15 protein-coding genes are annotated in these 15,207 nt (G+C 68.4%); 6 read left to right on the forward strand and 9 right to left on the reverse strand.

All coding sequences use genetic code 11. The annotated features are described in order from the left end of the window. The first annotated feature begins 3 nt into the window (after window positions 1-3). The 3 genes from GV161_RS10910 to GV161_RS10920 are packed head-to-tail and all read left to right on the forward strand — an operon-like array spanning window position 4 to window position 3,435. Complete coding sequence (locus GV161_RS10910; RefSeq protein ID WP_152013124.1) at window positions 4-1,446, forward strand: CpaF family protein; 1,443 nt, start codon at window positions 4-6, stop codon at window positions 1,444-1,446. An 18-nt stretch (window positions 1,447-1,464) separates the two neighbouring features. Next, a complete protein-coding gene (locus GV161_RS10915) occupies window positions 1,465-2,445 on the forward strand; it encodes a type II secretion system F family protein (RefSeq protein ID WP_152013123.1) in 981 nt (326 codons plus the stop codon). A gap of 12 nt (window positions 2,446-2,457) precedes the next feature. Further along, entirely contained in the window at window positions 2,458-3,435 is a 978-nt protein-coding gene (locus tag GV161_RS10920; RefSeq protein WP_152013122.1) for a type II secretion system F family protein, read from the forward strand. Window positions 3,436-3,588: 153 nt separating this feature from the next. Here the strand turns inward: GV161_RS10920 and GV161_RS10925 are convergent, their stop codons facing one another. Next, window positions 3,589-4,428, reverse strand: a complete 840-nt coding sequence (locus GV161_RS10925) for a tetratricopeptide repeat protein (protein ID WP_152013121.1) — start codon at window positions 4,426-4,428, stop codon at window positions 3,589-3,591. Between the two features lie 150 nt (window positions 4,429-4,578). On the opposite strand from GV161_RS10925, the gene GV161_RS10930 reads away from it, so the two are divergent. The 3 genes from GV161_RS10930 (at window position 4,579) to GV161_RS10940 (ending at window position 7,287) form a co-directional block, all read left to right on the forward strand. Continuing rightward, on the forward strand, window positions 4,579-5,955 hold the full coding sequence (locus tag GV161_RS10930; protein WP_152013574.1) for a leucyl aminopeptidase family protein: 1,377 nt from the start codon (window positions 4,579-4,581) through the stop codon (window positions 5,953-5,955). Window positions 5,956-6,030: 75 nt separating this feature from the next. Beyond that, a complete protein-coding gene (locus GV161_RS10935; protein ID WP_152013120.1) occupies window positions 6,031-6,384 on the forward strand; it encodes a MarR family transcriptional regulator in 354 nt (117 codons plus the stop codon). 39 nt (window positions 6,385-6,423) lie between these two features. After that, window positions 6,424-7,287, forward strand: coding sequence for an NlpC/P60 family protein (locus tag GV161_RS10940; protein WP_152013119.1), 864 nt, complete (start codon window positions 6,424-6,426; stop codon window positions 7,285-7,287). Here the strand turns inward: GV161_RS10940 and GV161_RS10945 are convergent. Genes GV161_RS10945 through GV161_RS10980 form a run of 8 tightly spaced genes read right to left on the reverse strand, consistent with a single transcriptional unit; the run spans window position 7,281 to window position 15,199 of the window. Then, window positions 7,281-8,225 carry a glyoxylate/hydroxypyruvate reductase A gene (locus GV161_RS10945; RefSeq protein ID WP_152013118.1) on the reverse strand — a complete coding sequence of 315 codons (945 nt, stop codon included), beginning with the start codon at window positions 8,223-8,225 and terminating at the stop codon, window positions 7,281-7,283. The genes GV161_RS10940 and GV161_RS10945 overlap by 7 nt on opposite strands. A gap of 14 nt (window positions 8,226-8,239) precedes the next feature. Further along, the gene (gene deoA / locus GV161_RS10950; protein ID WP_152013117.1) at window positions 8,240-9,547 is read right to left on the reverse strand and encodes a thymidine phosphorylase; all 1,308 of its coding nucleotides are present in this window, start codon (window positions 9,545-9,547) and stop codon (window positions 8,240-8,242) included. Continuing rightward, entirely contained in the window at window positions 9,547-10,308 is a 762-nt protein-coding gene (gene deoC, locus GV161_RS10955) for a deoxyribose-phosphate aldolase (protein ID WP_152013116.1), read from the reverse strand. The genes deoA and deoC overlap by 1 nt, the downstream gene beginning before the upstream one ends. 2 nt (window positions 10,309-10,310) lie before the next feature. Beyond that, window positions 10,311-11,123, reverse strand: a complete 813-nt coding sequence (locus tag GV161_RS10960) for a purine-nucleoside phosphorylase (RefSeq protein WP_152013115.1) — start codon at window positions 11,121-11,123, stop codon at window positions 10,311-10,313. Window positions 11,124-11,183: 60 nt separating this feature from the next. Continuing rightward, on the reverse strand, window positions 11,184-11,594 hold the full coding sequence (locus tag GV161_RS10965; RefSeq protein ID WP_152013114.1) for a cytidine deaminase: 411 nt from the start codon (window positions 11,592-11,594) through the stop codon (window positions 11,184-11,186). Further along, window positions 11,595-12,566 carry an ABC transporter permease gene (locus tag GV161_RS10970; RefSeq protein WP_152013113.1) on the reverse strand — a complete coding sequence of 324 codons (972 nt, stop codon included), beginning with the start codon at window positions 12,564-12,566 and terminating at the stop codon, window positions 11,595-11,597. A gap of 3 nt (window positions 12,567-12,569) precedes the next feature. Then, on the reverse strand, window positions 12,570-13,670 hold the full coding sequence (locus GV161_RS10975) for an ABC transporter permease (RefSeq protein ID WP_152013112.1): 1,101 nt from the start codon (window positions 13,668-13,670) through the stop codon (window positions 12,570-12,572). Then, entirely contained in the window at window positions 13,667-15,199 is a 1,533-nt protein-coding gene (locus GV161_RS10980) for an ABC transporter ATP-binding protein (RefSeq protein WP_152013111.1), read from the reverse strand. The genes GV161_RS10975 and GV161_RS10980 overlap by 4 nt, the downstream gene beginning before the upstream one ends. Window positions 15,200-15,207 lie beyond the last annotated feature (8 nt).

Consider the following 15,207-nt stretch of genomic DNA (forward strand, 5'->3'; position numbering starts at 1 on the left):
CCCATGTTCGGCAAGCGACAGGCGACAGCCCCGGCTCTGGCAGGCGCGCCGAGCGCCGCGGCGCCAGCGCCGATGCGCGCGGCCGAGCAGCGACCGGCGGCCGTCGAGGCGCGGCGGGCGCCGCCGCCGCCGGTGCCGGCAGAAATGCCGAGGTCTGACGAATATTATCAGATGAAGAGCATGATCTTCGGTGCTCTCATTGAAGCGATCGATCTTTCGCAGCTGGCCAAGCTCGACGGCGAGTCGGCTCGCGAGGAAATCCGCGACATCATCAACGAGATCATCTCGTTGAAGAATGTCGTGCTCTCGATCGCCGAGCAGGAGGAGCTGCTCGACGACATCTGCAACGACGTGCTCGGCTATGGACCGTTGGAGCCGCTGCTGGCGCGCGACGATATCGCCGACATCATGGTCAATGGCGCCGGCCGGACCTTCATCGAGACCGGCGGCAAGATCCAGCTCACCAGCATCCGCTTTCGTGACAACGCGCAGCTGATGAATATCTGCCAGCGTATCGTCAGCCAGGTCGGCCGCCGTGTCGATGAATCCTCGCCGATCTGCGACGCGCGTCTCGCCGACGGCTCGCGCGTCAACGTGATCGCTCCGCCGCTCGCGATCGACGGGCCTGCCCTCACCATCCGCAAGTTCAAGAAAGACAAGCTGACGCTCGACCAGCTCATGCGTTTCGGCGCGATCTCGCCGCCTGGCGCAGAGATCCTGAAGATCATCGGGCGGGTCCGCTGCAACATCGTGATCTCGGGCGGTACCGGCTCGGGCAAGACGACGCTGCTCAATTGCCTGACCAACTATATCGAGCCCGACGAGCGCGTCATCACCTGCGAGGACGCCGCGGAGCTCCAGTTGCAGCAGCCGCATGTGGTGCGTCTCGAGACCCGCCCGCCCAACCTCGAAGGGTCGGGTGCGATCACGATGCGCGATCTCGTCAAGAACTGCCTGCGCATGCGGCCGGAGCGCATCATCGTCGGCGAGGTGCGCGGACCGGAGGCCTTCGACCTGCTCCAGGCGATGAACACCGGCCATGACGGCTCGATGGGCACGCTGCACGCCAATACGCCGCGCGAATGCTTGAGCCGTATCGAATCGATGATCACCATGGGCGGCTTCAGCCTGCCCTCGAAGACCCTGCGCGAGATGATCTGCTCCTCGATCGACGTGATCATCCAGGCGCAGCGCATGCGTGACGGTTCGCGCCGCATCACCCACATCACCGAGGTGATGGGCATGGAAGGCGACGTGATCATCACCCAGGACCTGATGCTCTACGACATCATCGGTGAGGACCCGAACGGCAGGTTGATCGGCCGGCATCGCTCGACCGGCATCGGTCGGCCGCGCCTGTGGGAGCGTGCGCGCTATTTCGGCGACGAGCAGCGGCTCGCCGCGGCGCTTGACCAGCTCGAGGCCGACGGCCGGGTCGACGCCTGAGCAGGAAGAAGGCACGTCATGGACTATGGCCAGATAGCCGCTGCCATCCTCGCCGCCGTCTCGGCGGGCGGTATCGCCTATGCCCTCTTCTATCCGAGGCTCAGCGGCCAGGCGCGCGCCGAGCAGCGTCGTCGTGAGTTCGCCGCCCCGGCCGCGATCCGGGCTGCGGCCGATCGCGAAGCGCAGAGCCAGGCCCGGCGCGGGCAGGTCGCGCAGAGCCTGAAGGACATCGAGAATCGCGAGAAGGCGCGCCACAAGGTCACCATCGAAGGCCGGATCGAACAGGCCGGGCTGTCCTGGTCGCGCAAGCAGTACTGGCTGCTTGGCGTCGTCCTGGGCATCGTCATGGCCGTCGTGCTTCTGGTCACCTCGGGCAACTGGGTCATGATGCTGGTCGGCTTTCTCGTTGGCCTGCTCGGGCTGCCGCGCTGGTATCTGACCCATCTCGGCAAGAAGCGGATGCTGCGCTTCATCAACGAATTCCCGAACGCGCTCGATGTCATCGTGCGCGGCATCAAATCGGGCCTGCCGCTGAACGACTGCCTGCGCATCATCGCCAACGAGGCCCAGGAGCCGGTCAAGTCCGAGTTCCGGCTGATCGTCGAGGCGCAGACGCTCGGCCTGTCGCTGACCGACGCCGCCACCAAGCTGTATGAGCGCATGCCCTGCGCGGAGGCCAATTTCTTCGGCATCGTCCTGGCGATCCAGCAGAAGACCGGCGGCAATCTCGCCGAGACCCTGGCCAACCTGTCGCGCGTGATCCGCGAGCGCCGCAAGATGCGCGACAAAATCAAGGCCGTGTCGATGGAGGCCAAGGCATCCGCCGCGATCATCGGCTCCTTGCCCCCTGCCGTCGCCGGCCTCGTCTATGTGACGAGCCCTGGCTACATGGACGCCCTCTTCTACACGAATGCGGGGCGTATTGCGCTGGTCGGCTGTGGCATCTGGATGCTGATCGGCGTGCTGGTCATGCGCAAGATGATCAACTTCCAGATCTGAGGAGCCTTCGCCATGCTCGCGCTCCTGATCGAGAACATCACCGACCTGAGGATCCTGCTCGCGCTGGTCGGCGGGGTGGCCGTGGCCGTCACGATCATGACCGTGGCGGCGCCCCTGCTCGAAGGCAACGTCCTCGGCAAGCGCATGAAATCCGTCGCCTCCGAACGCGACAAGATCCGCGCCCGGGAGCGCGACCGGCTGGCGCGCCAGGTGGACAAGGTCTCGCTCCGCCAGGAGCCGAAGGCGTTCATGCGAAATATCGTCGAGCGCTTCAAACTCGGCGATTGGCTGGGGACCGAGACCGCCAAGCGGCAGCTCGTCATGGCCGGCTTCCGCGGTCAGCAGGCCGAGGTCGGCTTCCTCTTCTTCAGGCTGGTCACCCCGATCGGCCTCTTCCTGTTCGCGCTGTTCTACCTGTTCGTGCTCAACGATCTCGGCCAGACCGTTATCGTACGGGCAGGGATCGTGATCGGCGCCGCCTATGTCGGCATCAAGGCACCAGAAATCTACCTGTCCAACACGATGGCCAAGCGCCAGTTGTCGATGCGGCAAGCTTTTCCGGATGCGCTCGACCTGATGCTGATCTGCGTGGAATCGGGCATGTCGATCGAGCTCGCCTTCCGCAAGGTCTCGACCGAGATCGGCAGCCAATCGGTGTCGCTGGCCGAGGAGTTCGCGCTCTGCACGGCCGAGCTCTCCTATCTCTCCGAACGTCGGCAGGCCTATGAGAACCTCGCGGTGCGCACAGGTCTGGAATCGGTGAAGTCGGTCTGCACCGCGCTGATCCAGGCCGAGCGCTACGGCACGCCGCTTGGCACCGCCTTGCGCACGCTGGCGCAGGAGAGCCGCGATCAGAGGATGAACGAGGCCGAGAAGAAGGCGGCAGCCCTGCCGCCGAAGCTGACCGTGCCGATGATCATGTTCTTCCTGCCGGTGCTCTTCGTGGTGATCATGACCCCGGCGGTGCTGAAGGCCCTCAGGGCCTTCTGACGGTTCCCCCTCGCCGCGACCGGGCCTGAGGCCTCAGTCCAGCAAGACGAGCTTTAAGGGGGCAAGGCCTGCCCGGAGATGGCGTTTGGCCGATGGCGGCGATGCCATCTCACGCAATCGCAAGTCAATCGTAAGCCAAAGCAAGACCGGCGATCAGCCGGTCGGCTGGGGCGCCTTTTCGGGTGCCGCCGTGCGGGCGGCCGGCTTGGCCTTGCCGCGCAGCATCTCCCAGCTGTTGGGCTGGCTGACCGAGCGGCGCAGATAGGCGATCGTCGCGGAGGCTTCGGCCGGGCCCATGTCCTGGCGGGCGAGCTGTTCGGCTTCCTGGAAGCGCCCTTGCAGGCCGAGCACCAGGACGAGGTTCTGGCGCACCCTGCCGTCAGCGCCCGGCACCGTCGCCGCTTCGCGCAATATGCGCTCGGCGTCGGGCAGGCGCTTCGACAAGGCGAGCGACAGGCCGAGATTGGACATCACCGTCGGCTCGTTCGGCACGAGCTTCAATGCCGCCGAGTAGAGCTGCTGCGCGCGATCGTGCTCGCCGAGCTGGTCGGCGACGGTGCCTTGCGCCGACAGGATGCGCCAATCCGGCTTCTCCGGCGAATGGGCGCGGCCGAGCACGTCGTCCGCCTGCTTCAGGCGGCCATTATCGGCGAGCGAGCGGCCATAGGCGCCGAGCAATTCCTGATCGTCTGCATGGATGATCACGGCGCCTTCCAGGACGGCGAGCGCCTGGGCGTTCTTGTCGAGCGCGCGCAGCGCGCGGGCATAGAAGAAGGCGGCGTTGCGGTCCTTCTGGTTCGCATCGTAGCGCTTGCCCCAATCGGCCTCTTCGCTGCGCCATTGCGCTTCGGTGCGTGGCTGCGTCTGCCGGGTGCCGATCGAGCCGGTGACGTCGCCGGGGCCGCCGCGCATCTGGCAGGCGCCGAGCGCGAGGCAGAGGGCCGAAGCCGCGGCGAGATGGCCGAAACGGAGGGCGCGGATGCGGATGGACATAGGCTCAGAATGCCTCGCCGATACGGGAAAGCTGTTGCCCTCGGTGATAAAACGTTAACCCTAACGGACTGTTAATCATGCGGATCGGGGCCTGCCCTGCATGCTGGCGCCCGGAATTCCGTCATTCGAGGTTCGTCGATCGTGCACCCGTTGCTGCTGCCTGCCGGAACACCCGCCATATCCGTCCATTGCGTCGCCAAGGCCGATTGGCCGGCCCTGCGCGACGGGCTCGCGCCGCTGGCGCGCAGCTTCGCCCAGGCGCAGGGGTTCGAGGCGCGGCCCGGCCAGCATGTCCTGCTGCCGGATGCCGCCGGCGCACTCGCCGCCGTACTGCTCGGTGTCGAGCCCGCCGGGCCGCGCCGGCGCGATCCCTTTGCGCCCGGTCGCCTCGCCGCCACCTTGCCGGCGGGTGACTACGCTCTGATGGGCGATATCGGCGATCCCGGCCTCGCCGCACTCGGCTGGCTGCTCACCGCCTATCGTTTCGAGCGCTACCGCAAGCCCAAGCCGGCCGCGGCACGGCTCGTCCTGCCCGACGGTATCGACGGCGAGGAGCTGAGCAATCTCGCTGAGGCGAGCGCGCTGGCGCGCGATCTCGTCAACACCTCGGCTGCCGATCTCGGCCCGGCCGAGATCGAGGCGGCGGTGCGCGCACTCGGCGAAACCCATGGTGCTGAAGTCGCCAGCATCGTCGGCGACGATCTGCTCACGGCCAATTTTCCGATGATCCACGCGGTTGGACGGGCTTCGCCCCGGGCGCCGCGGCTGGTCGAGCTGCGCTGGGGCCAGGAGGGCGATCCGAAGCTCACTTTGGTCGGCAAGGGCGTCGCCTTCGACACCGGCGGGCTCAACCTCAAGACCGATGCCGGCATGCTCCTGATGAAGAAGGACATGGGCGGCGCGGCGGCGGCGATCGCGGCGGCACGCATGATCATGCAGGCGAAGCTGAAGGTGCGCCTGCGCCTGCTGGTGCCGGCGGTGGAGAATGCGGTGTCCGGCGCCTCCTTCCGCCCCGGCGATGTGCTGCAGAGCCGCAAGGGGCTGACGGTCGAGATCGGCAACACCGATGCCGAGGGGCGGCTGATCCTCGCCGACGCGCTGGCGCTCGCCGACGAGGAGGCGCCGGAACTGCTGATCGACTACGCCACCCTCACCGGCGCCGCCCGCGTCGCGCTCGGGCCCGATCTGCCGCCCTTCTACACCCATGACGACGGGCTCGCCGCCGAGATTGCCCGCCTGAGCGCTGCGGTGAACGATCCGGTTTGGCGCATGCCGCTCTGGCCGCCCTATGACGGCATGCTTGATTCCAAGATCGCCGACCTCAACAATGTCTCCGGCGGCGCCTTCGCCGGCTCGGTGACGGCAGCGCTCTTCCTCAACCGCTTCGTCGAGAAGAGCCGCTCCTACGCCCATTTCGACATCTATGGCTGGAACCCCTCGACCAGGCCGGGGCGGCCGGAAGGCGGCGAATGCCAGGCGGCGCGGCTGACCTACGCGCTGGCGAAGCAGCTCTACGGCGCGCGTTAAGCCTGCTCGGCGATGCCGGTTGCGCGCCGTTCGCGCTGCGATAATGATACGGCCCCGTAACGATCCGGGGACGGCATGGTGCTGGAGATCAAGCCGACGCAGGCGCTCAGGCTCTGGCGCGAGGTGCATCTCGATCTGGTGCGCGACACGCAAGCCGATTTGTCGGTGCGCCAGACCGCGATCCTTCTGACCATCTATCTCGAATTGCCGCCGCACACCGTGCGCGGCCTCGCGGCGCGGCTCGGCGTCACCAAGCCGGTGATTACCCGCGCCCTCGACAGCATGGGCAAGCTCGGCCTCGTCAGCCGCAAGCGCGACGAGCTCGACAAGCGCAACGTGGTCATTCAGCGGACCGTCGCGGGCGCGCTGGCGGTCGAGCACCTCGCCGATCTCGTCACCGCGCGAGCGCGCGAACTGGGGTCAGCCTGAACGCTTCGCCCGTTAACCGGACAGGGTTACAGTGCCGGCATGAGCACGAATCTCGACTGCCGCCTCACCCCCGCCCGCCCGGACCTCGCCGCCCGTCATCTCGACGGCCAGGTCGAGGCGCTCGCCTTCGTCGACCCGATCCCGATGCGGGTGGTGACGCCGTCAGTGCCGCTGCGGCGCGAGCCGCGGCCGGATGCGCCGCTCGACACCGAGGCGCTCGCCGGCGAGGCGGTCAGGGTCTACGAGCAGCATGAAGGCTGGGCCTGGGGCCAGCTCGTCGGCGATTCCTATGTCGGCTACCTGCCGGAGGATTGCCTCGCCGGCGACGCGCCGATGCCGACCCATCGCGTCTGCGCGCTCAGGACCTTCGTCTATCCCGGTCCCTCGATCAAACTGCCGCCGCTGGAGGCGCTCTCGCTCAATGCCGGGGTGGCGGTCACCGGCGAGAGTGGCGACTTCTTCACCACTGCCCATAGCGGCCACATCTTCAAGCAGCATCTGTGCCCGCGCGACCGGCATGAGCCGGATTTCGTCGCCGTCGCCGAGCGTTTCCTGCACGTGCCCTATTTCTGGGGCGGCAAGACCAGCCTCGGCCTCGACTGCTCGGCGCTGGTCCAGCTCTCGCTGGCGGCCGCCGGCGTGGCGGCGCCGCGCGACTCCGACATGCAGGAGCGCGGGCTCGGCGAAGTCTTCGCCTTCGACGACGGCCTGGAGGGCCTGCGCCGCGGCGACCTCGTCTTCTGGAAGGGCCATGTCGGCATCATGACCGACGCCGACACGCTGCTGCACGCCACCGCCTATACGATGAGTGTGATCAGCGAACCCCTGCACCCGGCGCGCGACCGCATCCTTGCTCGCAATGGTGGCCCGATCACCGCAATTCGGCGGTTGAAGGCTCAGTAACCCCGACTTGGATCGACGACGTTCTGCAGCTCGCCGCCGGCCTCCAGCCGCCTGATCTGCGCGGCGATCTGGTCCGCGACGGTCTCGGGCGCCGACATGGCGGAGTTGTGCGGCGTCACCGTCACGGCCGGATGGGTCCAGAGCCGCGAGTCCTGCGGCAGCGGCTCGGTCCCGAACACGTCGAGCACCGCCTCCCGGAGCTCGCCGGCGTCGAGCGCTGCGAGGATGTCCGTCTCGACCTGCAGTTTCCCGCGGCCGGCATTGATCAGCGCCGGCCCGCCGAGCCGGCCGTCGCGCGCCAGCCTGGCGAGCAGTGGGCGGTTCAGGATGCCTTCCGTCTCCGGCGTATGCGGCAGCAGGACGACCAGTATGTCGGTGCGGGCGAGGAAGGCTGTCAGGCCATCCTCGCCGGAGAAGGTGACGAGCCCTTGAATCGTCTTCGGCGAGCGGCTCCAGCCGGCGACGTCGAAGCCGATCACCTGCAGCTTGCGCGCCGCGTCCTGGCCGAGCTCGCCCAGCCCCATGACGCCGACGCGGACCTCGCGTGCCGCCGGCTGGTGGCGGTCGTCGTCCCATGACTTTTCGCGCTGCTGGCGCTCGTAGCGGCGCTGCTGGCGCAGCTGCATCAGGCAGTGCATGACGACATATTCGCTCATCCGCGTCGTCAGGTCGGGATCGATCACCCTGGCGATCGGCGCCTGCGGCAGTCGGCTGTCGGTGAAGAGGTGGTCGACGCCGGCGCCGAGCGAGAAGATCGCGGCGAGATTGGGCAGGCCGGCAAGGCTGCCCTCCGGATGCTTCCAGCTCGCGACATAATGCACGGCGCGCCGGTCGAAGGGCTCGCCGAGCGTGACGATCGGCAGCTCGGGCAGCAGCGCCGCGAAGCGCTCGCGCCAGCTCTCGACATGCCAGCCGGTGATGGCCAGAAGCAGGCTCATGGACGAATGCCTTCCTAAGCAGGAATGATCAGCGGCCCACGCGTAACAGCGGTCTCGCCGCGGCGATAGGCGCTCTTCAGGCGGATGCGGGCGGCGTCGAAGCCGGCCTCGCTGCGGGCATGGATGACGCCGAGCGGCTTGTCCGGCCCGACCCTATCGCCGAGCCCGGCGAGCTCGGTGATCCCCACGGCATGGTCGATCTCGTCCTGCGGCCGGGTGCGGCCTCCGCCGAGTGCGACAACGGCGAGGCCGACGCCGCGCGTGTCGATCGCCTCGACCAGGCCGGGCCGATCGGAGAAGACCGGGCGGACGATCGGCGCCCGCGGAAAGTGTCGCTCGGGATGCTCCAGCAGGTCGGCCGGGCCGCCGAGCGCTGCGATCATATGGATGAAGCGCTCCGCCGCCGCGCCGCTGGCGAAGGCGTCCTCGATCTTCGCGACGGCTTCTTCGCGTGTCGCCGCCAGCCGGCCGAGCAGCAGCATCTCGGCGGAGAGCGCGACCGTGACCTCGTGGAAGCGCGGCTCGCGTCGCCGTCCAGTCAGGTGGTCGAGCGCATAGGCGACCTCGAGCGCATTGCCGGCGGCTGAGGCGAGCGGCTCGCTCATGTCAGTCAGCAGCGCTCGCGTCGGCAGGCCGGCGCCGTTGCCGACATCCGACAGGCTCTGCGCCAGCGCTTGTGCCTTGTCGAAATCGCGCATGAAGGCGCCGGAGCCGAACTTCACGTCCATGGCGAGGCCGGAGAGGCCGGCGGCCAATTTCTTCGACAGGATCGAGGCCGTGATCAGCGGGATCGACTCGACCGTGCCGGTCACGTCCCGGATCGCATAGAGCCGCTTGTCGGCCGGGGCGAGGTCGGCGGTCTGGCCGATGATGGCGCAGCCGACCTCGCGCACGACATGGCGGAAGAGGTCGATGCCCGGCTGGGTCACATAGCCCGGCACGGCGTCGAGCTTGTCGAGCGTGCCGCCGGTGTGGCCGAGGCCGCGGCCCGAGATCATCGGGACATAGCCGCCGCAAGCCGCCACTGCCGCGGCTAGCGGTAGCGAGACCGTGTCCCCGACGCCGCCGGTCGAGTGCTTGTCGAGCGCCGGTCCCGGCAGGTCGCGCCAGTCGAGCACCGTGCCGGAATCGCGCATGGCCAGCGTCAGCGCGACGCGCTCCTCGGCGTCCATGTCGCGGAAGAAGATCGCCATGGCGAAGGCGGCGGCCTGGCCCTCGCTGACCGCGCCGTCGGTCAGGCCAGCGATCATCTGGCGGATGTCGTTGGCACTGATCCGCTCGCCGTCGCGCTTGGCGGCGATGATCTCCTGCGGCAGGCGCATCAATAGGCTCCGTCGGTCCGTTCGGCCGGGGCCGTGCCGGCGATGATGTCGGCGAGCACGCCGTAGAGCCCGCTGGCGCCGAAGCGGAACGTCTTCGCCGTCGCCCAGTTCGAGCCCATGATCTCCTCGGCGAGGTCGAGATAGGTCCTGGCATCGGCGAGCGTGCGCAGGCCGCCGGAAGGCTTCAGGCCGACCGGCTTGCCCGAGGCCTTGATCGCCTCCAGCATGGTGCGGGCGGCCGCCGGCGTGGCGGAAGTCTTGGTCTTGCCGGTCGAGGTCTTGATGAAGTCGGCGCCGGCCGCGATGGCGAGCTCGGACGCCGCGCGCACGGCACCCTGGTCCGGATACTCGCCGGTTTCGAGGATGACCTTGAGCGTCCTGTCGCCGCAGCTGCCGCGTGCTTCGGCGACCATCTCGCGGGCGATCTCGGCATCGCCGGCAAGAAAAGCGCGCCAGGGCAGCACGAGGTCGATCTCGTCGGCGCCATCGGCGATGGCTTCGGTGATGTCGCTGCCGATCAGATTGCAATTGCTGTTTCCTGCCGGGAAGTTGATCACGGTGGCGATCCTGACCGGCGACGCCTTCAGCGTCTGGCGCGCCAGCTTGAGGAGTTGCGGCCAGATGCAGATCGCCGCGACTGGGCCGGGTGCCGCAACGGCGCGGGCGCAGAGCTGCAGCGTGCCGGCCTCGCTTGCCTGGTCGGACAGATCCGTCAGATCGAGCAGACGTAGCGCGCGCAGGGCGAGATCGGCATCCGACATGATCAGAGCTCGCCCAGGAAGGCGCGCAGCACCCGCCGCAGCGCCGTGGTTGCGGTCGCCGCGACGTCGCGCGTCTCGCCATGGCTGGGCGCGCCGCCCAAAATGCCGGCGCCCATATTGGTGACGATCGAGATGCCGGCGACGCGCAGGCCGTAGCGTCGCGCCAGGATCACCTCCGGCACGGTCGACATCCCGACGAGATCAGCGCCCAGCGTCTTGGCCATCTTGATCTCGGCCGGCGTCTCGAAGCTCGGCCCGGAGAACCACATATAGACGCCCTCGCCGAGATTGGCGCCGCTGGCCGCTGCGGCCTTTTTCAGGCGGGTGCGCAGATGCGGGTCGTAGGCGTCGACCATCGGCACGAAGCGGCCGTCGCCGGCGTCGCCGATCAGCGGGTTGGGGCCGTTGAAGTTGATATGGTCGGTGATCAGCGCGAGGCCGCCGGGGCGCAGATCCGGCTTGAGCGAGCCGGCGGCGTTGGTCAGAATCAGGGGCGGCGAGCCGAAGGCGGCGAGCATGCCGAGCGGCACGCGCATGATGGCGGGGTCGCCGGTCTCGTAGAAATGCGCGCGGCCCTCGAAGACCAGCACGCGCTTACCGTGCAGCACGCCGTAGCTCAGCCGCTTGGCATGGCCGGAGACCGAGCCTTTCGGGAAGCCGGGGATCTCCTCGAACGGGACGGAGATCGGCTCGACCATGTCCTCGACGATCCGGCCGAGCCCGGTGCCGAGCACGATGGCGCAGTCGATGCCGCCATCGATGCCACGATCGATCAGTGTCGATGCCGCTTGGTCGAAAAGCGCATCAGCCGCCATGTCGTTGCTCCATTGGCGCGTTGGCCGCGCTCATCGGGGCCTCTCAAGGGGGCCCGCAAATCACTTCGGCAAGTTGGCTGGTCCGAACGAGGCTGGCAACAGCTCGGTCAGCGAAAAACGCGCACGGATGCCCTCGGGTCCGGCGATGAGGATCGGCGTCTCCGGCGCTGCGAATTCGCGGATGCGCTGGCGGCAGGCGCCGCAGGGGGTCACCAGCTCGGCGCCGTCGCCGATGACGAGGATGGCGCGGATCGCATGCGCCCCGCCGGCGATCATCGCCGAGATCGCGCCGGCTTCGGCGCAGGCGCCGACGGGATAGGCGGCGTTCTCGACATTGCAGCCGGGATAGACCGCGCCGTCATCGGCCAGGATGGCGGCGCCGACCTTGAAGCGCGAATAGGGCGCGTAAGCTCGTCGCTGCGCGGCAAGAGCGGCGGCGAAGAGCGCGTCGAGATCGGGTTCTGCGGACACTCAGCGTTCCTTGACATAGGGCAGGCCCGACGCCTTGGGCGGCGTCGCCTTGCCGATGAAGCCGGCGAGCAGCACGACCGTCATCACATAGGGCAGGGCCTGGATCGCCTGAACCGGCACCAAGCCTATGCCGGGCAGGCTGACGCCCTGAAGCCTTATCGCGACCGCGTCGAGCAGGCCGAAGAGCAGGCAGGCGAACAGCGCCGGCCAGGGCCGCCAGTTGGCGAAGATCACGGCAGCGAGCGCGATGAAGCCCTTGCCGGCGGTCATTTGCGGCAGGAAGCCAGCCGATTGCGAGACGGCGAGATAGGTGCCGCCCAGCCCGCAAAGCGCGCCGCAGATGATCACGGCGGCATAGCGCAGGCCGGCAACCGAGACGCCGGCGGTGTCGACCGCGGCGGGATTCTCGCCGACGGCGCGCAGGCGCAGGCCGAAGCGGGTGCGCTTCAGCGTCAGCGCCGTGAGCACGAGGGCGAGCACCGCGAGATAGACCGGCGCGGCATGGCCGGAGATCGCGATGTCGTAGATCGGGCCGAAGACCGGGATACCCTTCAGCGTCTCGACCAAAGGCAGGTCGAGCTCGGGAAAACGCGCCGCGCCTTCGAGATTCGGCGTGCGCCCGCCCTGGCCGTACCAGGCATTGCCGAGGATGGCGGTGAGCCCGACCGCCAGCATGTTGATCGCGACGCCGGAGACGATCTGGTTGCCGCGCCAGGTGATCGCGGCAAAGCCGTGCACCAGCGAGAGCGCGATCGCGGCGAACATGCCGGCCCCGAGCCCCGCCCAGGCCGAGCCGCTGTGATAGGCGGCCACTGCCGAGGCGAAGGCGGCGATCAGCATCTTGCCTTCGAGGCCGATGTCGACGACGCCCGAGCGTTCCGACCAGAGCCCTGCCAGCGCGGCGCAGAGCAGCGGGATCGACAGGCGGATCGTCGAATCCAGGATAACGGCGAGCGTCTGGACGGTCTCCATCGCCTAGCCTCCGCGCCCGAGATTGAGCACGCTGGCCACCAGCCGTCGGAACAGCCCGTCGAGCGCTCCGGCGAACAGGATGACGATGCCGCCGATCACCACGACCATGTCGCGGGTGATCGTTGGCTTGTCGAAGGAGAGCTCTGCCCCGCCCTGATAGAGCACGCCGAAGAGCAGGGCGGCGAGCCCGACGCCGACCGGATGGCCGCGCCCCATCAGCGCGACTGCGATACCGACGAAGCCGTAGCCGGCGGTGAAGTCGAGCACCAGCCGATGCTGCACGCCCATGGCTTCGTTGACCGCGAGCCCGCCGGCAAGCGCGCCCGAGATCGCCATCGCCACCATGATGATCCGCGCCGGCGAGATGCCGGCATAGGCCGCGGCGCGGGGATTGGCGCCGACGGTGCGGATCGCATAGCCGAGCCGCGAGCGATAGATCAGCGCCCAGACTGCGACGAGGGATGCCAACGCCAGCAGGAACGAGGTGTTGAGCGGCGTCGAGGGCAGCTTGAGGCCGAAGGCGCCGAGCAGTTCGTGGATCGGCGTCAGCACCGCCTGCTTGGGGAAGTCCGGGGTTTCCGGCTGCATTGAGCCGGTTTTCCCCATCACTTCGACCAGGAGGTAGACGATCAGCGTCGCGGCGATGAAATTGAACATGATCGTGGTGATCACGACGTGGCTGCCGCGGGTCGCCTGCAGATAGCCGGGGATGAAAGCCCAGAGCGCCCCGCCCGCTGCGGCTGCGAGGATGGCGAGCGGCACCAGCAATATGCCCGGCAGCGGCGCGAGCCAGAGACAGGCGAGCGCGGCGAAGATGCCGGCGATGGTCGCCTGGCCCTCGCCGCCGATATTGAACAAACCGGCGTGGAAGGCGACCGCGACAGCAAGGCCGGTGAAGATGAAATTAGTGGTGTAGTAGAGCGTGAAGCCGAGGCCTTCGAGGCTGCCGAGCGAACCCTTCAGCAGCAGCGCCGTCGCCTCCAGCGGGCTTTCACCGATCGAGAGCACCACGAGCCCGGCGACGACGAGGGCCGCCGCGACCGAGACCAGCGGCACCAGAGCGGTATCGGCCCAGCGGGGGAGGTCGATCGGGGCGGCGCTCATGCCGCCCGCTCGCTGACGCCGGCCATCAGCAGGCCGAGATCCCGCTCGTCTGTCGTGGTCGCCTCGCGCTCCCCGGTGATCTGGCCGCCGCAGAGCGCGAGAATGCGGTCGGACAGCGCCATCACCTCCTCAAGCTCGACCGAGACGAGCAGGATCGCGACTCCGGCGTCGCGCAGGGCGATCAGCCGGCGATGGATGAACTCGATCGCGCCGATATCGACGCCGCGCGTCGGCTGGCCGACCAGCAGCACCTTCGGCGCCCGCTCGATCTCGCGGGCGAGCACGATCTTCTGCTGGTTGCCGCCGGAAAATTTCGCCGTCTTCAGGCTAGGGTCGACTGGCCGGACGTCGTAATCCTGCATGCCGGCACGGGCATGCTGCTCGACCAGAGTCGGCGACAGGAAGGGGCCGGGCCCGAAGGCCGGGTCGTCGTGATAGCCGAGGATGGCGTTCTCGGCCGCGGCGAAGGCGGTGACGAGCCCGGTCCTGAGCCGGTCCTCGGGGATGTGCATCAGGCCGAGCTTGCGCAGATTGGCCGGGTTGCGGTCGGCGGCGTTGAGGATCTGGCCGCCGAGCCGGATCACGCCGCGCGAAGGCTGGGTCAGCCCTGCCAGCACGTCGAGCAGTTCGCTCTGGCCATTGCCGGCGACGCCGGCAATGCCGACGATCTCGCCTTCGTGCAGGGTCAGGCTGGCGTCGCGCAGGGTCTCGCAGCCGCGTTCGTCGATCACGGAGAGGCCGGCGGCATCCAGCACTGGCGCCCCGCGCTGGCGCGGCGCCTTCTCGACGCGCAGCAGCACGCGCCGGCCGACCATCGCCTCGGCGAGCTCGGCCGGCGAGGTCCGTTCGGTCTCGACATGGGCGACCATCTCGCCGCGTCGCATCACCGAGACGCGGTCGGTCACCGCCATGATCTCGCGCAGCTTGTGGGTGATCAGGATCACCGTCTTGCCCTGCGCCTTCAGCGCCCGCAGCAGTTCGAAGAGCTGGTCGGCTTCGGCCGGGGTCAGCACCGCCGTCGGCTCGTCGAGGATCAGCACCTGCGCGCCGCGATAGAGCGCCTTCAGGATCTCGACGCGCTGCTGCAGGCCGACCGAGAGCTCCCCCACGATCGCGTCGGGATCGATGGCGAGGCCATATTCCTGGGAAAGCCGTTCCAGCTCCGCTCGTGCCTTGGCGATGCCGCGCTTGAGCAGCGCCCCGCCTTCGGCGCCGAGCACGATGTTCTCGACGACGCTGAGCGGCTCGACCAGCATGAAGTGCTGGTGGACCATGCCGATCCCCGCGGCGATCGCATCAGAGGAAGAGCGGATGCGCCGCGCTTGCCCGCGCACCCGGATCTCGCCGGAATCGGCCTCGTAGAAGCCGTAGAGGATCGACATCAGCGTCGATTTTCCGGCGCCGTTCTCGCCGACGATGCCGTGGATCGAGCTGGCGGCGACCGAAAGCGAGACGTCCTTGTTGGCCTTGACCGGGCCGAACGCCTTGCTGATACCGACTAGCTCGATAGCGGGATGCGGGCTCGTCACCGGCGGTG

This window comes from Bosea sp. 29B (assembly GCF_902506165.1).
Lineage (GTDB): Bacteria > Pseudomonadota > Alphaproteobacteria > Rhizobiales > Beijerinckiaceae > Allobosea.